The 16622-nt window shown below is 60.5% G+C and carries 19 protein-coding genes and 2 pseudogenes; 6 read left to right on the top strand and 15 right to left on the bottom strand.

What is annotated here, in order from left to right; all coding sequences use genetic code 11:
* Positions 1-125: 125 nt before the first annotated feature.
* The 7 genes and pseudogenes from AB7G19_RS13325 to AB7G19_RS13295 form a co-directional block, all read right to left on the bottom strand.
* On the bottom strand, positions 126-515 hold the full coding sequence (locus AB7G19_RS13325) for a tyrosine-type recombinase/integrase (protein ID WP_063982062.1): 390 nt from the start codon (positions 513-515) through the stop codon (positions 126-128).
* A gap of 109 nt (positions 516-624) precedes the next feature.
* Positions 625-2154 carry an IS66 family transposase gene (gene tnpC / locus AB7G19_RS13320; protein WP_283018506.1) on the bottom strand — a complete coding sequence of 510 codons (1530 nt, stop codon included), beginning with the start codon at positions 2152-2154 and terminating at the stop codon, positions 625-627.
* 69 nt (positions 2155-2223) lie between these two features.
* The gene (gene tnpB, locus AB7G19_RS13315) at positions 2224-2580 is read right to left on the bottom strand and encodes an IS66 family insertion sequence element accessory protein TnpB (RefSeq protein ID WP_007606730.1); all 357 of its coding nucleotides are present in this window, start codon (positions 2578-2580) and stop codon (positions 2224-2226) included.
* Positions 2577-3011: an IS66-like element accessory protein TnpA gene (gene tnpA / locus AB7G19_RS13310; protein WP_441267853.1), complete on the bottom strand. Its 435-nt coding sequence runs from the start codon at positions 3009-3011 to the stop codon at positions 2577-2579. Before tnpA ends, tnpB begins: the two co-directional genes overlap by 4 nt.
* A gap of 378 nt (positions 3012-3389) precedes the next feature.
* A complete protein-coding gene (locus AB7G19_RS13305; protein ID WP_084795043.1) occupies positions 3390-5540 on the bottom strand; it encodes an acyltransferase family protein in 2151 nt (716 codons plus the stop codon).
* Between the two features lie 29 nt (positions 5541-5569).
* Positions 5570-6637 (bottom strand): IS3 family transposase, encoded by a 1068-nt coding sequence (locus tag AB7G19_RS13300; RefSeq protein WP_231142186.1) that lies wholly within the window; start codon positions 6635-6637, stop codon positions 5570-5572.
* Positions 6604-6756: pseudogene (locus AB7G19_RS13295) on the bottom strand (transposase); the annotation flags it as partial. The pseudogene AB7G19_RS13295 and the gene AB7G19_RS13300, both read right to left, overlap by 34 nt.
* A 441-nt stretch (positions 6757-7197) precedes the next feature.
* Here AB7G19_RS13295 and AB7G19_RS13290 point away from each other — a divergent pair.
* Positions 7198-7311 (top strand): annotated as a pseudogene (locus tag AB7G19_RS13290) (hypothetical protein); the annotation flags it as partial.
* 5 nt (positions 7312-7316) lie between these two features.
* Here AB7G19_RS13290 and AB7G19_RS13285 read toward each other — a convergent pair.
* The 4 genes from AB7G19_RS13285 to AB7G19_RS13270 all read right to left on the bottom strand — a co-directional run bounded on the left by AB7G19_RS13285 (position 7317) and on the right by AB7G19_RS13270 (position 10212).
* Entirely contained in the window at positions 7317-7556 is a 240-nt protein-coding gene (locus tag AB7G19_RS13285) for a hypothetical protein (RefSeq protein ID WP_187387993.1), read from the bottom strand.
* A gap of 556 nt (positions 7557-8112) precedes the next feature.
* Positions 8113-8466: a hypothetical protein gene (locus AB7G19_RS13280; RefSeq protein WP_063982058.1), complete on the bottom strand. Its 354-nt coding sequence runs from the start codon at positions 8464-8466 to the stop codon at positions 8113-8115.
* Positions 8467-8794: 328 nt separating this feature from the next.
* Positions 8795-9313: a Cache 3/Cache 2 fusion domain-containing protein gene (locus AB7G19_RS13275; protein ID WP_063982057.1), complete on the bottom strand. Its 519-nt coding sequence runs from the start codon at positions 9311-9313 to the stop codon at positions 8795-8797.
* A gap of 491 nt (positions 9314-9804) precedes the next feature.
* The gene (locus AB7G19_RS13270; protein ID WP_085405751.1) at positions 9805-10212 is read right to left on the bottom strand and encodes a hypothetical protein; all 408 of its coding nucleotides are present in this window, start codon (positions 10210-10212) and stop codon (positions 9805-9807) included.
* Between the two features lie 389 nt (positions 10213-10601).
* Between AB7G19_RS13270 and AB7G19_RS13265 the strand changes: the two genes are divergently transcribed.
* The 3 genes from AB7G19_RS13265 (at position 10602) to AB7G19_RS13255 (ending at position 11896) form a co-directional block, all read left to right on the top strand.
* Positions 10602-11288 (top strand): SOS response-associated peptidase, encoded by a 687-nt coding sequence (locus AB7G19_RS13265; RefSeq protein WP_354077023.1) that lies wholly within the window; start codon positions 10602-10604, stop codon positions 11286-11288.
* Positions 11289-11501: 213 nt separating this feature from the next.
* A complete protein-coding gene (locus AB7G19_RS13260) occupies positions 11502-11702 on the top strand; it encodes a hypothetical protein (RefSeq protein ID WP_063982055.1) in 201 nt (66 codons plus the stop codon).
* Positions 11699-11896 (top strand): hypothetical protein, encoded by a 198-nt coding sequence (locus AB7G19_RS13255; RefSeq protein WP_028153017.1) that lies wholly within the window; start codon positions 11699-11701, stop codon positions 11894-11896. The genes AB7G19_RS13260 and AB7G19_RS13255 overlap by 4 nt, the downstream gene beginning before the upstream one ends.
* Before the next feature lie 38 nt (positions 11897-11934).
* On the opposite strand, the gene AB7G19_RS13250 is transcribed toward AB7G19_RS13255, so the two are convergent.
* The 3 genes from AB7G19_RS13250 to AB7G19_RS13240 form a co-directional block, all read right to left on the bottom strand.
* Positions 11935-12183: a hypothetical protein gene (locus AB7G19_RS13250; protein WP_014493719.1), complete on the bottom strand. Its 249-nt coding sequence runs from the start codon at positions 12181-12183 to the stop codon at positions 11935-11937.
* Between the two features lie 439 nt (positions 12184-12622).
* A complete protein-coding gene (locus tag AB7G19_RS13245; RefSeq protein ID WP_231142698.1) occupies positions 12623-12814 on the bottom strand; it encodes a hypothetical protein in 192 nt (63 codons plus the stop codon).
* 42 nt (positions 12815-12856) lie between these two features.
* Positions 12857-13171: a hypothetical protein gene (locus AB7G19_RS13240; RefSeq protein WP_231142700.1), complete on the bottom strand. Its 315-nt coding sequence runs from the start codon at positions 13169-13171 to the stop codon at positions 12857-12859.
* A 972-nt stretch (positions 13172-14143) separates the two neighbouring features.
* Between AB7G19_RS13240 and AB7G19_RS13235 the strand changes: the two genes are divergently transcribed.
* On the top strand, positions 14144-14329 hold the full coding sequence (locus AB7G19_RS13235; RefSeq protein ID WP_014493715.1) for a hypothetical protein: 186 nt from the start codon (positions 14144-14146) through the stop codon (positions 14327-14329).
* Positions 14330-14363: 34 nt separating this feature from the next.
* Here AB7G19_RS13235 and AB7G19_RS13230 read toward each other — a convergent pair whose 3' ends face one another.
* A complete protein-coding gene (locus AB7G19_RS13230; RefSeq protein WP_064502491.1) occupies positions 14364-14537 on the bottom strand; it encodes a DUF3606 domain-containing protein in 174 nt (57 codons plus the stop codon).
* Between the two features lie 694 nt (positions 14538-15231).
* Between AB7G19_RS13230 and AB7G19_RS13225 the strand changes: the two genes are divergently transcribed.
* Positions 15232-16599, top strand: a complete 1368-nt coding sequence (locus AB7G19_RS13225; protein WP_231142703.1) for an NRAMP family divalent metal transporter — start codon at positions 15232-15234, stop codon at positions 16597-16599.
* Positions 16600-16622: the final 23 nt, after the last annotated feature.

The following is a 16622-nucleotide window of genomic DNA, read 5'->3' as shown; positions in this document are numbered from 1 at the left end:
CTTCATGACAATGTAGCCTGGTCCGGTCCGTTGGACGTTGGCGCAAATTTCCGGATTAAACCGCGGGGCAGGAGGCATCTGAGCAACGCTAGTTGCCAATAAGACCGCGACAATCATGAACACCTCTACAGCAGGCCGGCGCCAGCATGATCCTTAAAAAGTTCCGCCTCTTGGACGTAGCCGCTCATCGTCTCGATTGACTTATGCCGGCTCACGTCTCGAATTCGGAAGATGGACTTTCCCGCAGCAGCAGACGAGGTGAGGAAGCCGCGGCGCAGCGAGTGCCCGGAGAATTGCTTTTCGTCCAAGCCGGCGGCGCCAGCGTAGACCTTCACGATGTTGGCGACCGATCGATCAGTGAGCCTACCCACGCTCACCGTGCCGGCTTTGTTGACCGGTCGGAACACTGGCCCGGCTTCAATGCCAGCCGCGTCGAGCCATTCCCGCAGAGCGACAACCGGACAGCTTGTGGAAGATCCTCGAGCAATGGCTATGGTTACGCCTTGGGCCACCATTAGGCCACCCCAGCGAACTGCCGCGGATCGATGCCGTCCGCCTTCAGTCTTACGATTACCGACTGCCGAATGTATTCGGATTTCGACTGCCACTTCGTAAGCGATGTTCTCAGGCCACGCGCCAGCGTTCTTGGGTAGCGAGATAGGCCCAGGGTAGCAGTTCGTCGATCTGGCTGTTCGGGTGGTCGTTGACGATGCGGGTGATGACGTCGGCGAGATAGGCGTGGGGTTCGACGCCGATGAGCTTGCAGGTTTCGATCAGTGAGGCGATGACGGCCCAGTGTTCGCCGCCGCCGTCCGAGCCAGCGAACAGGGCGTTCTTGCGGTTGAGCGCGATTGGGCGGATAGCGCGCTCGACGACGTTGGAATCGATCTCGACGCGGCCGTCGGCAATGAAGCGCGTCAGCCCGTCCCAACGCGACAGCGCATATCGGACGGCCTCCGCGAGTTTGGTCTTCTGGCTAATCAGACCAAGCTTGGCGCGCAGCCAGGGTTCGAACTCGTCGGCGATCGGCCGGCTCTTCTCTTGGCGGACGGCGCGACGCTCGTCGGCGGTGCGGCCGCGGATCTCGGCTTCGATGACGTAGAGCCCGGCGATACGTTCGAGTGCCTCGCTGGCGATCGGTGCGGGACCGGCCGCGGCGAGTTCGTAGAAGCGCCGGCGCACATGGGACCAGCAGAACGCCAGTTCTACGTCACCGCGCTCGGCCAGGACCCGATAGCCGGCATAGCCGTCGACCTGGAGGATGCCGGCAAAACCCGCGAGGTGGACGATCGGCCGTTCGGCCTTGCGATCGGGAGCGTAGACATAGGCGACGGCGGGCGGGTCCGTGCCGCCCCAGGGCCGGTCGTCGCGGGCATAGGCCCAGAGCTGGCCGGTCTTGGTGCGGCCGCGTCCGGGATCGAGCACCGGGGCGGTGGTCTCGTCGGCAAACAGTTTTGGCGACTGCTTCAGCCTCGCGAGCAGTCGCTCATGCACCGGCCGCAACAGGAAGGCTGCCCGCCCGACCCAATCGGCCAGGGTCGAGCGATCCAGCTCGAGGCCCTGGCGGGCGTAAATTTGAGCCTGCCGATACAGCGGCAGATGGTCGGCATATTTGGCGACGAGTACCTGCGCCACGGTGGCTTCGGTCGGTAGCCCGCCCTCGATCAGCCGCGCTGGCGCCGGTGCCTGTACCATGGTCTCGCAGGCCCGGCAGGCATACTTCGGCCGCCTTACGACTAGGACCCGGAACTGGGCCGGGACGATATCCAGTCGTTCGCTCACATCCTCGCCGATCCGGTGCAGCGCCTGCTGACAGCACGGGCAGGCGTGATCGTCGAGGTCGACCAGCATCTCGACCCGCGGCAGATGCGCCGGCAACGCTCCTCTGTTCCTGCGGCGCCGTGCGGCTCGGCTCGATCGCTCGGCAGCATTGGCTGCATCGGTCGCCGCATCACTGCTCGCCTCGACCTGCTCGACCTCCTCCAGGCCGAGCAGCAACTGGTCCTCCGGCAGCGTCTCGGCCCGGCGGCCGAAGCGATGACGCTGCAACTCCTTGATGATCTGCTCGAGCCGCGCGGCGCGCGCCCGTTCGGCCAGCAGCATCGCCTTGAGCGTGCCGGGATCGTCCGGAAGCGTGTCGGCCGTCGTCGCCATGATGCGATTACACCATGCGTCGCGGCATCCCGCGAGCGCGACATGCATACTGATTCACTGTGCCGCAGTTCAACTCGCTTGGATCGGCGACGGTGTCTCGCGCGCGGCGTGGACGCGCTTCCAGTCTAGTCCTTCGAGCAAGGCTGACAGCTGCGCCGCGGTCAGGCGAATGACGCCGTCCTGCACGTTGGGCCAGCAGAACGAACCGGTCTCAAGCCGCTTGGCGAACAGGCACACACCCGTGCCGTCCCAATAGATCAGCTTTACCCGGTCGGCGCGCTTGGCGCGGAACACATACACGGCGCCGGAGAACGGATCGGCCTGGATGCTCTCACGCACCAGGGCCGCGAGCCCTTCGGCACCCTTGCGGAAGTCGACCGGCCTGGTCGCCACCATCACCCGCACCGCGCCCGTCGGACCGATCACGTGCAGGTCTTCAGCGCATGGATCACGGCCGCAATCGTCGCGGCATCCGCGCCGCGGCCGACCCGGACCGCGACGCCGTTGATCTCGAGCTCGATGATGCTGCTGTTCTCGGCGCCCTCGAGCGCCTTCCGGAGGCGTCGGCGCTGCCGCGGTGAGCGCTCCGGCGGCGTGGACGATGGGGTAACGACAGCGGGCACGAACGTCTGCGGCTCGGGAGCCACAGGGATCGCAACCGGCTGTCGCATTTGCCGGCGCCACGTAAACAGCTGTTGCGGCGACAATCCGTGCCGCCGCGCGACCTCCGATACCACGGCTCCCGGGGCCAGCGTCTCCTCGACGAACCGCGCCTTGTCGTCGGCCGAGAACTGCCGGCGTCGGCCGCTCTCCGTGATGACCTCGACCAGACGAACCGAGGCCCTGGGCTCAAGCATATGTTCAAGCTTAGACACAAGCCGATCTCCAATCAGAGATCGATCATTCCTCGCTCGACGCCTTCAATGGAAGGTGGGACCGAAACAGCGCTTACGCCACTTCAGTCTGGCCGCGCCGTCAATCGCTTCCGACAAACCAGTCGGCGCACGAAATTTCACCAATTGTTCAAACCTGGTGGGGTCGTCCATTTCTTGTCCTCATGCGCTCTGCATGAGGTTGTAAATACGCGAGATGGATGATGCGTGGCCATGCCAACGCTGCTGGTGTTACGAGTTTGGTGAAAGCCGCGAACTTTCCGGCGCGCATCTGGGCCGGTCTCGGATCTGCCTTCTTCCGAGAAGGGACGACACTCGGACATTGCGGTAAAAAGAGAGGCACTACATCAAAAGAAAATCCAGGAAGTGCAAATGCTCCCGTACAAACACAGGACGCAAATGGACGCCGTCCGAAAATATCGGCTCGCGCGCTCCAAAAAAGGGTGAACACATCTCACCGTTACCGCAAACGTCAGGAAAGACATCTAGCAACTTCGCGCCCGTGCGCTCCGCGACGGTGCGTAGATCTGCGTCATGCTGAGCAAAAGGCGCTCGCAAATCGGTAATTCGCACGGATGATTGGGCATTCGGATCGACACGAATCCCAGTGACACTTCGAGTGACCATGCGTTGGGGATTTAGAGCGGTAGGGGACTGCGGCGCGCCTAGCACAAGGTAAACCGTCGCGTTTCGCTTCAATTCGCGAACAAAATCTTCGAGATTGGCATAGAAAGCGCGCCTGCCTTCGTCTCCTCCCTCCAGAGGGATAGACGTGCCAGCCCGTTCGATGAAGGCATGTTTCCTTGGCCAATAATGAGGACTGATAACGACCGCTTGCACTTTCTCTCTTCGTACCAGTTCCGACAATCTGTTCACGACGACGCCGCAGTCTGCAAATTCATCGCGTGCGGTCACGCCAGGCACCAACGGGCATGCTGGGCCTGTCACAAAATAAGCGCTGACCGCCAACTGCCCTTGGTCTTCGAGTTGCTGCAAACGAGGGCCGTAGTGGAACATTGTGCTATTGCCTGCCAGCGCGACTTTACGGTCGCCTTGTCCGATCTGCGCCACTACGGAATTTCTGCGGCGATCAAATTCAAGAACGTTCATGCCCTTCGTCGGCGCGTAGGTCTCATCGAGAGTGGCAGCATTCATCTTCTCCAGATCAAGGCTGGCCTGAAACCGTTGAGGCACACCACCTATGATCGATACCATCAAGCCAGAAGCGCCAAGCACGGCGACGCATGCCGCCGCAATGGCAGTGTATCGAAAGCGATTTGAATTAAGACGAACGGGCTGCTCAATGAAACGATACGTGGCCCAAGCTAGCAGCAAGCTCGCAACCACAAGTCCGAAAGCCATAAGAGAGGTTGGGGGCTTCCCTCGGATAACATAGGAGAAGGCGATCAGTGGCCAGTGCCAAAGGTATAGGGGATAGCTGATAAGGCCTATGGATACCGCAGCGCGGTTTGAAAGGATCGTTTTGTTAACAATGGCATTTGGTCCCGCCATGATGACCGCGATCGACCCCGCCACAGGTAGCAAAGCGAGCCATCCGGGAAAGCGCATCTCGGGTGCGAACGAAGCCGCAGAGATTGCAATGGCTGCAATGCCCGTAATTGAAATTACATGCCTGAGGCTTGCTTTGAGATTGATATCCGGTCGCCAAGCCAGTGCTGCACCCGCCAGTAGTTCCCAGAAGCGGGAGACCGGCAGGTAGAAATCGCTCGATGTGTCAGTGAGCGAGAGAGCCAAGTTGACCACAAAGGAGGCCACAAGCAACCCAGCTGTCAATCGCCCAATCGTAGCCTTTAGTTTGAAAGCAACCCAAAGCAGCGGTGGCCAGAGAATATAAAACTGCTCTTCAATCCCCAAAGACCAAAGATGCAGTAGCGGCTTTGAAGTAGCGGCACCGTCGAAGTACCCGCTCTCGCTCCAGAGCGCGATGTTAGACAGGAAGCTGGCCCCGAAAAATACCTGCTTGCCGAGTTGAGCAAGCTGCGAGGGCATCAATACGACGAAGCCATATACCAAGACGGCGGTGAGGCATACGGCGAGGGCAGGAAAGATGCGCCTGATGCGGCGCCCATAAAAGCCCGCCAAGGAGAAGCGGTGCTGCTCGATTTCGCTGAACAGGATTTTCGAGATGAGATATCCGGAGATGACAAAAAACACGTCAACGCCAACAAAGCCGCCAGGAAGCCACGCTTCATTAGGGAACGCATGGAAGATCACCACCAAAAGCACAGCCACCGCCCGCAACCCGTCGATATCGGGGCGATAGCTTTGGGCGAGCGTAGTTGTGTTGATCGGCGCGCGTCCGGCGCGGTTGAACTGCCCTGGATAAGATCCAAACTCGACAAATGTTTTTGTTGGCGCGTCTCGCGGAAAACTGTCGAGCAACTCCGCTTGTCTGCGGGCGCCTTGCATCCGGGAATAATGCTGTCGCAACTGAGTAGCGTTGCGAAGCACTCCAACCACAGTATGGATCATGCCGCTCGTTCTGACCTGCCCCTGAAGTTTCACCCAGTAGCGGTTAGAGTCTCGGCGGATGTTACGCCGTTTGGCGCGGTGTGAGCAACGTGCGATCGGCGGAGCTGGTCGGGGTTGCGCAGCCGATCGCACGTTGCGGTGAGGTAGGCGGCATAGGCCGCAGGGGTCAGATAGCCGAGCGAGGAATGCGGGCGTTGGCCGTTGTAGTCGCCGACCCAATCCGCAATCTTGGCGCGGGCGTGATCGAGGCCGAAGAACAAGGTTTCGTTGAGAAGCTCGTCCCGCATCCGGCCGTTGAAGCTTTCACAGAAGCCGTTCTGCATCGGCTTGCCCGGCGCAATGAAGTGCCAGTCGATCTTGTTCTCCTCCGACCAGGCCAGCATGGCATTGCAGGTGAACTCGGTGCCGTTGTCGGAGACGATCATGCCCGGCTTGCCGCGCTGATTGATCAGCGCCGTCAGTTCGCGTGCCACCCGCCGCCCCTGGATCGAGGTGTCGGGGATGGCCGCCAGACATTCCCGGGTCACGTCATCGACGATATTCAGGACCCGGAAGCGACGGCCGCTGGCGAACTGGTCGTGGACAAAATCCAGCGACCACCGGGCGTTCGGCCGAGCCTCGACCAGTATCGGCGCTCGGGTGCCCACGGCGCGGCGGCGGGCCCGGCGCTTGCGCACGCTGAGGCCTTCCTCTCGATACAGACGGTAGATCCGGTTCCGCCCGGACGGCTCGCCCTGCTGGCGAAGCAGCACGAACAGCCGGCGGTAGCCGAACCGCCGACGGGCATTAGCAAGCTCGCGCAAGTGGCCGCGTAGTTCGGTGTCCGGCGGTCGGCACGATCGGTACCGAACCATCTTGCGGTCAGCGCCGACGATGCCGCAGGCCCGCCGCTCCGCCAGACCCATGACGGCCTGCAGGTGCGCGACGGCTTCGCGCTTGGCGACGGGCCCTACCATTTTTTTGACAAAAGCTCGCGTAGCGCTGCAGCATCCAGCATCTGCTCGGCCAGCAGCTTCTTCAGCTTGGCGTTCTCGTCCTCGAGTTGCCGCAACCGCTTGGCATCGGAGACGTCCAGACCGCCGAACTTCGCCTTCCAATTGTACAGCGTCGCTTCAGAGACGCCATGCTTCCGCGCCAAATCGGCAGCCTTCGCACCCGCCTCATGCTCACGCAGCACGCCAATAATCTGCTCTTCCGTAAACCTGGCTCGCTTCATCTGTCCGTCCTTCAGAAGGCCGGACTCTAACTTCAACTGGAGGAAATCGGCAGGGGCAGGTCAGTTCCACCCTAGGTGCGTCGTGGCATGTTTTTCGATATGTGTCTAATTATTTCCAAGCGTTTCTATTCCGCTGTCGAAAATCACCTATTCTGGACATTTGGAGGGTTTGGGCAGGGGGACGCCGAAGCGATCAACGTACCGCACCACTCGCAAGTTCGAATGATCGCCCGCATGGTAAGCCGCGAGCGCCGCCTCATCCCCGTCTAGGAACATGGCAAGTGCAACTTGACTGACGACCCAAACGCCACCACCGACCCGCCGGCCAAGTCCATGTTGAGGACACCAATTCCGGATCGTGGTCTCAGATTTTCCTGCCCTTCTAGCTGCCGCAGCTAAACTGATCCCTTCCCGAGGGTCATATGGCGTGAGCACCTTCATATGAGCAGCCTCAGGCGCTTTCACGTTCAGTCTAAGTATCCCGGAAGGGTCGACTTGCTCAAACCGGTCGATTATCTCTGCGACCAAACGTGCCCAACGTATCACGCAGGCCATTGGCTTTATTGGGACGCTACGCATTTTACCTTGGCCGGATCGACTTTCATGACCGATAGGGCTGCCTCAACATTTCGCACGTTCATCCTGGGTGGATCGAACGCGATGTCTTCAGGCGCACCAACTGGGAACTGATCTGTTTCGCCTTCGCGCTCGACGAGGTCCGTCCTCTCGCATACTTCGTCGTGCGCGTGGTGCACGTTGTCGATCACGTATGAAGTAACAGGAGTAAGATTCGGGTTCATGCACGAGCTCTCCTGTGTCCGACAAGTACACGCTGGGATGTGCGCCAACTTAAACTTGCGAAAAATGACGGATTATTTTTGCGGGGGCATCAGATAGGTTGACGCTTGCAAGTTTCCCCCATGCCGCGCGTGCGTCGGCAAATTGTGGTCACAGCACTGTCACAACGGTCACATCAATTCGGCTTGCCTCGACTTGACCTTTGGGGGGTACGCCCCCTAACATATTGTAGTGATCGTCAGTGTTTTCAGGGACTTTTGAGACTTGCACTAGAGAGACGCCAAGCCCACCGAACCGGTCGCGTTGCCCTCCAATGCAGCCGTTTCACCCGGCGAGCCGACGTCTAGAGCCGGGCTCTGTGGTCTGTATGTAAGCGCGTCGGCCATCCAGCGCGGCCAACCGGTCAATTCCGCAATGCCTTGAGCTGGGGGATCTGGCTCAATCCGCGGTTGGCGCGGCTTCTGTCGGTCAGTGCTCATGTATTCTCCTGCGAACGCAGCCAAAGCTCTTCGTGAGAGACGTCGAAATCGCCCGTCGCGCCGATGCTTCCAAGAACGCTTAGCGGTTCGCGGAGCACGGATTCCTCAACATGGGCGTCGAACGTTTGACCGTCGCCGGGATGTACAATGACCCGCTCGATGCGATGAATGAACTCAAGGGCTTACCGTCTTCATTCGCGATGGGCTGCAACGGCTTGCCCCATCCGCGATCGAGAATGGCATTGGCGGCCGAGACACGTGCATGCGCTGGAGCATTCTTGTCGAGCATGATCTTCACGAGAGTATTCACGGCGTGTACCGTGTGCGTCCGCGCAAAGGATTTGATCTCAGTCATCGTTCGCTGCTTCAAAGTTCTGCGAGCCGCCTCCCTCACCAACGCCACTTCAGAACGCTTGTTCACCAATTCGGTCATCTGAAAAACCCCGTTGCAATCAGGTCCGGTCCTGGTTCGAGAATAAAAAAACCCGCGGCGGATGAATCTCCGGCGCGGGTACGAACGAAATCGTCTCAATGATAGTATTATGCCAGTGTGTTGCCCGACGTGTCAAAGACGCCAAAGCGGCTCCGGGTGCGGGTCGCGCCGGCGCCGTCATTCCAACCGGCAAATCGGCGACGTCGGTTTTTGGGATTTGAGCAGAAATTCTCTGCCAACCAGAGTATTGCCGGTTTTGACCCAACTCGGACCTCGACAGCTACGGCCGCGCGTCCAGTGTTGCCAGACGATTTCTCATGGCTCTCAACTACTTCTTGTAGCCGACGTAATAGGTGCCGATTTCGGCGCCCGTACTGTCCTTGATCGGTTCGTATCCGGTTATGTAGGGCGTACCCAGTATAGGCACCTCGCCGTAATAGCTCTTCCCCGCCTTGATCGCTTCAAGCGCTGGCCCGGCCAGGACGGTGCCAACTGCTCGGCCGCTTCCATCGGGTTTTGGCACACTTGTGGACACTCGGACGTATTCGCCTCCGTCTTTTGCAAACAGCGTGGCCGTCATCCCTTTGCCGTCCTCGCTTCCAACCGCGTCGACGATGTCAAAGTTGTTATTGATCTTAGTCGTGCCGAAATGCAGAGCGGGTGCGTCTTTACCCCCAACAGCTTCCCTTCCTTCGAGCTTGGGGGCTCCTAATTTCGCCGTCATAGCTTTTAAGGTTTCCATCGATTTCGTTACTCTCGGATCCGCTTGGGCGTGCCCGGTGCCCGGCGTTAGTGCAACAAGGCATGCGGCGGCCATAATGCCGACCAGAAAGGTTTTCCGATCCATTGTAAGCTCCTGATGTGAAATACGGCATTTTCCTTCACGCGCACATCACGCGGTGTGCACGACATTCGCGCCTCGGTTTTGACTGCGATTGAACAGACCAGAGATTACAGGTCTAAGAATTTGCCCGCCGACGGCATCAGCGCTGCCGCTAAGATAATTGGCGAATACAGGACTGTCGGCACGTCCTCATGGCAGCTCGCAAGAGAAGTTACATCACTTCTGCCTTGCCGCAAAGCGCGGTCGCGGCCCGCGCGTTGGTACACGGTTCACTCTGCTTCAAGGTCCTGCATTAGATTTGTAGTCGGGGTACCCGAAACTGACGAGCCCGGCGGCACTCGAGCAATCACAGAAATGCGCTCTGTTGGGCAGACCGGACATAGGCGACACGGTCGCTGATCGATGCGATTGACCGAGGCGGTCCTGCACGCGGATGGCGCGTTGTCGCATGCACCATCCGCACCCACAATCGATCTCTTGCGAAGAAACGAGCGTTAAGCCTTTAGGTCGGTGATCCGCATAATCGCGACCACATTCCCATCGTTGAACGCCTGTTCTTTTGTTTCCTTGTTGCAGGTCCAGACAAAATTCTTCTTGCCCGTAAAGGTCTTTCCCTCCTGCTCAAGCCGAAGCTCCCCTTCGGTGATATGGCAGATCATGGCATTCATCATCGGGGGCCCCATGGTCTTTGACCCCGGCTGCATAATGATATCGCGCATTGAGACGGTCTTAAAACCTGGGATCAAGGATGGTGTTTCGCCTTCATATTCACGCACCACGACACCTGGCCAAGGCGTCGTATCCTTGTAGCTTGTGGCTTGAGCGGCGGCTGGCTTGACCATGGCAGCCGAAACTGCAGCCAACGCGATTCCCAGTGCGGACCTTCGATCGATCTTGCTCATCGCTTTCTCCCGACGTTACCGAACGAGCCGCCGCATAAGCAGCGCGCAAAGTTCGTGGTGAACGGTGGTACGAAACCGAAAAAAGAACGGCTTCTAAGAGAGCGTGCTTGCCGACGGCACAAGTGCTGCTCGTTTGCCCGGACGGTGATTTCGGCACGTCCCGCTTCAAGGGGCAGTGGCATTCTACGTCACTTGACGCATCCGGGAAACAGGTGGCGTCACACGAAGACACTGTGGCCCCTAAGCAATGTCCGGAATTGGCCCTTAATGCACAGGCCAACCTGACGTCTGTTTGCCCATTGATGCGAATACAAGCATCATTACAACTAGCGACCCCCCTCACTCGAAACTACCTTTGGCCTGGCGAGCGGTAAGGAATAATCGTCTCCATGTGCAATCTGTATTCGATCACCACCAATCAGGCCGCCATCGCCGGGCTCTTCCGCGTGGTCCGTCGCTACGAGGGTAACTTGCCACCAATGCCGGGCGTATTTCCGGATTACCCGGCACCGGTCATTCGCGACGCAGGTGGGGGCGAACGGGAGATTGTGATGATGCGTTGGGGCATGCCGCCACCACCGAGCAAGCCCGGCCCGCCCGTCACCAACATCCGCAACACCTCGTCGCCGCACTGGCGCGCATGGCTCAAGCCGGAGCATCGCTGTCTCGTGCCCGTCAACAGTTTTGCTGAGTATGCCCCTGAGCCGAATCCGGAAACAAAGAAGAAGGACGTCGTGTGGTTTGCGATGGACGAGACGCGGCCGCTGTTCGCGTTCGCCGGTATCTGGACAACTTTCAAGGGCGATCGCGGTACGAAGTCAAAGCCCGTGCCTGGACCTCATCAGGTCCATGGCTTTCTCACGACGGCGCCGAATGCCGTTGTCGAGCCCATTCATCCAAAGGCAATGCCGGTGATCCTGACGACGGCCGAAGAACGAGATGCTTGGCTGCGGGCGCCATGGGACGAGGCTAAGGCGCTGCAACGGCCTTTGTCAGATCAAGCGCTTAAAATCGTGGCGCGGGGCGCAGACAAGGAGGATAGACCTTCAATCGCCGACGCCACTTCCGTTCAATAGTGAACTTAGGAACTACCTGCACGCGATAGGAATAAACTGCTCAAACCGAGCTGCGATGACGCCCGAGAGATTCTTCGATCCACTTAACAAATGATACTGACTCTCCTCGGCCCGAGGCGTAGAGTTGAAATATCACCGCAGCGGCACTTGGCATCGGTCGGTGATGAGAACGCCAGTTGCGCTCCCGCCCCACTCGAACGAGGGAGCAATGCCATGCTGAAGCGACGTCGTTACAAACAGTCCAAAACTCTCAAGGAGCGGCTCGCTGACGAGGCCGCTCGCCTTCGCGAGGAGGCCCAGTCGCTTGCGCCGGGACGGCGCCGTGAGATCCTGCTGCGCCGGGCGCGACAGGACGAGACGGCCATGCAGATCGAGTCCTGGCTGCATTCGCCGGGCCTGAGGGCGCCGACATGAGCCGGCAATACCGCGCCTATCTGGTCGGCGAGAACGGCGTGTTTCGCTCCGCCGAAGCGTTCGAGGCTGACTCCGATGCATCCGCGCTTCGCGTCGCACAACAGTTCACGCGCCGGGGCAACGTCGAGGTCTGGCAGCTCGACCGGAAGATCGGCCTGTTGCTGGCGCAAGCCACGCCGCCCATCGCAGCCTGACCGGCAGCCACGCGCCTGAACCGCCGCACTGGAAGGTGTCACTCCTCCGCAAGCTTGCGCTCGATATAGGCGTCCACCGTCTCCGCGAAGGAGCGCTGCACCCCGACCGCGGCACCGTGCTGGTCGAGCGCGTCGCGCTGGAGCACGCGCAGGCCGCGCCCGCGGAGGCTGGCCGGCGCGGTGTTCAAATATTGATCGATGGCGCCTTTGGCGAGCGGAATGGCCCTCGGATCGCCCCTTGCGATCAAGAGACGCAAGAGGCTCTGGCAATCGGCCAAACCGGGCATGGCTCCGCCTTCAGCGTTGCTGCGATTTCGGCTTCGGCCGCTTGACCGGCTGGGTGTGCGTGCCGAACAGTGCCAGCAGAAACGCGACTTCTTCCTTCGAACCGACCTGGATCATGACTTGTCTCCTTCTCGCTCCGTTGGTCGGGGCCAACGGGCGCGGCGTTCAGGACAATCGGGTTTCAGCAATGTTTCAGGCGTGTTTCGTCGAGACCGAAATCGATCTTCAGACAACGATCTACAGGTGGCTGCTGAACGTCTGGCGGCGGTGCCGCCGGTGTTTTTGTCCCACCTAACTCCTGAAAACGGCCCCGGCGCGGGACGGGGGGCTGGGGGGCGCCGGAGCCGCCATTCCAGGCCGGCCATCGGCGGTGGGCCGACCACAAGACCAATTCCAGTTTGGAGCAAGAAGTTCCAAAGGGGACCTGGCAAAGCGAACAGCTCAATACTGAGGACGCTTCAACAGCTCCGGCAATCGCGCGATTGCCGTTGCGATCCGTCGCGCCTCGTCGCGCGATAGATATTGGTGGGCATACTGATAGCCCCACGAGTGCAGATCATCGCGATGAAGAACGCAGCAGATCGTGAAGCCGTTCGCGTCCTTGACTCGGAAGCACTCCTCTTCCGCGATCATGACCCACGGCGCCGGAAACCGCCTGAGATTGTCCATCCATGATCACGGGCGTGCGTGGCCCCGTTGCTGCTCAACTCCGTGCGGTACGAGGCGGCGCTTGGCAAGACCAGTCCGCGGCGTTGCCGGCGGCCGGCGCGGAACGAAGAGGCTGCGCACGAGAATAGGCTCGCTGTCGCCGAGCCGTGTCCGCTCCTGAACCAGGCCGCTCATCACGACGCGCATCTTCATGATCTCTTCCGCCACGAAGGTGCAGTCCTCGTCGCGATTGATCTGCTCGTGCATGATGGCCTCGGCCTCTCGCATGCTGATGCGTAACGCTCTGATAATGTTGCGGATTTCATTGATGCGGTTGTCCACGGCCCATCTCCACCTGACGACCGGACAATAAGAACAAATCATGAACAATGAGTCAATACGATCTTCACTCGGATGACTGATTGCTGCCGGAGAGGCCATGCACAAGAATAGGCTGTCGCCGAGCCGTGTCCGCTGGCCTGTTTCCGACGTGGCCTAGTTTCAATTTTGGAACTGAAACCGGACGAGCCGTTACGAGAGTCGATCAAATGGCTCAAGGAGCGCGACATGCCGGAGCGCCGGAGAGTGACGCAAACCCGCTCCCTTGAGGAACGCCTTGTCGAAGAAGCCAAGCGGCTTCGTGCGCAGGCTCAACTACTCCCCCCAGGTTTTGATCGGGAGCATGCAATCCGTAAGGCCTGCCAAGCCGAGACCGGGTCGCACATGAACGAGTGGCTGAGATCGCCCGGGCTACAGCCGCCGAAGTGAGGCCACCTCAGTTGGCGGCCTCTCCTGTTTCTGGCGGCATGTAATCGTCCGGAAACGGCAGCATGAAGTCCTATCCCATGGTGTCCTAATCCGCCTCTGCGGGTGTGAAACGATCTCGTCTCCTACCCGTATCTATTGGGGCGGGGGATTTCAGTGCCCAGTTCGACGCAGCGCCGCTAAGCATCCATTTGAGCTTGGTCGCGTTGTGCCGTTGAACCTTCTCGTCATCCATTTGGACTGATCAATATCCGGGATTTTGCTGATCCCTCTCGGGGCTGGAACGCCGCCGCCTGCGCTTCATTTCAAGCGGGCGGCGTTTTCATTTGTGTCCTAATCTGCCAGATCGGCTGTCCTAATTAGAACAGCCCCCGATGTGGGAGATCTTCCACCCCCAAAGGTCCGGCCAACAGCGTCCCGGCATCGTTGGCCCAACGGGTCAAACTTTAGCCAAATGCGGTGAAGCGGATTCGGCGGAATGAAATCTCCTCGCGCCATGCTGGGACATGTCCCTTGCGAGGGTGCATGGGCAGGCTGGAGATTCCGTCGATGTATTACGTCGCCGCCGCATTGCTGGTGCTGTCGGGACTGTTCTACTCCGCGAGCCATCACGAGCTCGGCCAGTTCGGTGCGAACGTGTGCAGCTATGGCAGCACGTTCTGCGACAACCCGGTGGTCGTCTTCACCGGCGGCGCGCTGGCCGCCGCCTGGGGCATGTTCGTCAGCATCAAGTAGCAGCACGCGCCTCGGCGCGCATGCGTTGGACGCGTTACATCGCCAATTCCTTGCGGACGGCCGCGGCCGAATTGCCGACCTTGTCGACAGCCTTTTGCAGCTCCTCCTTCGATACGCCGAGCGCGTGCGTCCAGTACTTGACCTCGAAGGCCTCGTGCATGTTGATCTTGCTGCGATCCGGTTGCCCGCGCTTCGTCAGATGGTCCATCGCGTATCCTCCCTCATGGAAGAGCAAAACGCCACCATGGACCGGCCGTTCCAAACGGCAGGACGAGACTCATACGTCGAGGCTTACGCGTCGAGGCTCATACGTTCAGCCACAGCATCGAAGCGAGCACCGCTGAAAAGAGAAACAGCCCGACAATTGCAATTCTGAAAACCAGGTCGGCGGCCAAATGTGCCCCCTCTTGTCGTTGCAAATTCTTTGCTCGTACGGCGCGCGGCCCCGCCTTGGGCAAGGCAGGACCGCACCGTGACTTTGCTGCCGGGGCGGGTTGGAACGGCCCGTCAAGCGGCACCGCAACACGCTCATCCACCATTGGTTCCAGGTTTTTCGGAGAGCGCGAATCGGAGCGATGTTAACCCCACTGATCAGTGGGCGCCACTGTCATGAGAACCAGACCGTGCCGCGCGACGGCGGACAGCCGAGCAAGTGCTGCCTGATCGCCGACGGCTTCCGTGTCCAGGGATCGGCCGACCGTCGGCGACATGCTCTGGCGCAAGAGGCTGGCGACCGTTTTGAACGTGGGCAAACGAAGAGCCCGCAACCGGTGACGGTGCGGGCTCGACGATCTCTGTGATGGTACTACTTTACAAGTGTTTTGCCCGACGTGTCAAAGCAAAGAAGAAGCATCGGCGTCAGCAGACGGCGCGGCGCCGGCCGACGCAGGAACTTTGCGGCCATGACGCGCTTAAAGCACACTTCGCAATTCCGGAAGCCGGAAGGTCAGCCCCTGTCAAACCGATCGAAGCAGCACGCCGCCAAGCACGACAGCGCCGAAGGATCGGCGAAGCCCGGGACGGGACTGCTGCAACGGCTGGGGCCCGGGCTCATCACCGGCGCAGCCGACGACGATCCGTCGGGCATCGCCACCTATTCGCAGGCGGGTGCGCAATTCGGCTACGGGCTGCTCTGGACGGTTTTTCTCACCCTGCCGTTCATGATCGCGATTCAGCTCGTCAGCGCTCGGATCGGCCGGGTCACCGGCAAAGGGCTCGCCGCCAACGTCCTGCAGCTCGCGCCGCGCTGGATCGTGCTGGGGCTCGTCTCGCTGCTCGTCATCGCCAACACCTTCAACATCGCCGCCGACATCGCCGCGATGGCGGAGGCGCTCTCGCTGGTCATCGGCGGGCTCAATCACGAGCACGCCCTGATCTTCGCGGCGGGTTCGACCCTGCTCCAGGTGTTCGTGCCCTATCGCCGCTATTCGCCGGTGCTGAAATTCCTGACGCTGACGCTGTTCGCCTATGTCGCCACCGCCTTCACCGTGGAGATCCCGTGGAGCACCGCGTTGCTCGCCGCGGTATGGCCGAAGGCGACGATCAGCGCCGACTATTTCCTGATGGTCGTCGCCGTGCTCGGCACCACCATCAGCCCCTATCTCTTCTTCTGGCAGGCCTCGCAAGAAGTCGAGGAGATGAACCAGGGCAAGCGCGACAAGCCGCTGCGCGACCTTCCAACCGGGGGCGCCCCTGAAATCGCGCGCATCAAGGCCGACACCATCGTCGGCATGCTGCTCTCCAACAGCATCGCCTTCTTCATCATCCTGACCACGGCGGCCGTGCTGAACGGCAATGGCATCACCAGGATCAACTCGGCGACGGAAGCGGCCGAAGCGCTGCGTCCGCTCGCCGGCGATTTCACCTTCGCGCTGTTCGCGCTCGGCATTATCGGCACCGGCCTTCTGGCGATCCCGGTACTCGCGGGCTCGGCGGCTTACGCCGTTGCTGAGACTTTCGGCTGGCACGCCACGCTGGAGGCGAAGCCGGAAAAGGCGATCGGCTTCTACGCCATCATCGCGGCCGCAACCATCATCGGCTTCGGTCTCGGCTTCACCGGCATCGACTCGATTCACATGCTGGTATGGAGCGCGGTGCTCAACGGCATCGTTGCCGTGCCGGTCATGGCCATGATGATGCTGATCGTCTCGAGCCGTGCGATCATGGGCCGCTTCAAGGCCCGCTCACGGCTGGTCGCGCTGGGCTGGCTCGGCACCGCGATCATGGCGCTGGCCGTCCTCGCTCTGCTCGGCTCGTCCGCGATCGGCTGACCAGACCGGCGACAGCGACGCCG

This window comes from Bradyrhizobium sp. 215_C5_N1_1, assembly GCF_052075935.1.
Taxonomy (GTDB): Bacteria; Pseudomonadota; Alphaproteobacteria; order Rhizobiales; family Xanthobacteraceae; genus Bradyrhizobium; species Bradyrhizobium barranii.
Note: the sequence above shows the minus strand (reverse complement) of the source record. Positions and strands in the feature narration are given on the sequence as shown.

Coding starts and splice junctions, on each gene's coding strand:
- AB7G19_RS13325 (WP_063982062.1), bottom strand. CDS start 515: ATGGTGGCCCAAGGCGTAACCATAGCCATTGCTCGAGGATCTTCCACA.
- tnpC (WP_283018506.1), bottom strand. CDS start 2,154: ATGGCGACGACGGCCGACACGCTTCCGGACGATCCCGGCACGCTCAAG.
- tnpA (WP_441267853.1), bottom strand. CDS start 3,011: ATGCTTGAGCCCAGGGCCTCGGTTCGTCTGGTCGAGGTCATCACGGAG.
- AB7G19_RS13305 (WP_084795043.1), bottom strand. CDS start 5,540: ATGATCCATACTGTGGTTGGAGTGCTTCGCAACGCTACTCAGTTGCGA.
- AB7G19_RS13285 (WP_187387993.1), bottom strand. CDS start 7,556: ATGAACCCGAATCTTACTCCTGTTACTTCATACGTGATCGACAACGTG.
- AB7G19_RS13280 (WP_063982058.1), bottom strand. CDS start 8,466: ATGACCGAATTGGTGAACAAGCGTTCTGAAGTGGCGTTGGTGAGGGAG.
- AB7G19_RS13275 (WP_063982057.1), bottom strand. CDS start 9,313: ATGGATCGGAAAACCTTTCTGGTCGGCATTATGGCCGCCGCATGCCTT.
- AB7G19_RS13270 (WP_085405751.1), bottom strand. CDS start 10,212: ATGAGCAAGATCGATCGAAGGTCCGCACTGGGAATCGCGTTGGCTGCA.
- AB7G19_RS13265 (WP_354077023.1), top strand. CDS start 10,602: ATGTGCAATCTGTATTCGATCACCACCAATCAGGCCGCCATCGCCGGG.
- AB7G19_RS13260 (WP_063982055.1), top strand. CDS start 11,502: ATGCTGAAGCGACGTCGTTACAAACAGTCCAAAACTCTCAAGGAGCGG.
- AB7G19_RS13255 (WP_028153017.1), top strand. CDS start 11,699: ATGAGCCGGCAATACCGCGCCTATCTGGTCGGCGAGAACGGCGTGTTT.
- AB7G19_RS13250 (WP_014493719.1), bottom strand. CDS start 12,183: ATGCCCGGTTTGGCCGATTGCCAGAGCCTCTTGCGTCTCTTGATCGCA.
- AB7G19_RS13245 (WP_231142698.1), bottom strand. CDS start 12,814: ATGATCGCGGAAGAGGAGTGCTTCCGAGTCAAGGACGCGAACGGCTTC.
- AB7G19_RS13235 (WP_014493715.1), top strand. CDS start 14,144: ATGTATTACGTCGCCGCCGCATTGCTGGTGCTGTCGGGACTGTTCTAC.
- AB7G19_RS13230 (WP_064502491.1), bottom strand. CDS start 14,537: ATGGACCATCTGACGAAGCGCGGGCAACCGGATCGCAGCAAGATCAAC.
- AB7G19_RS13225 (WP_231142703.1), top strand. CDS start 15,232: ATGACGCGCTTAAAGCACACTTCGCAATTCCGGAAGCCGGAAGGTCAG.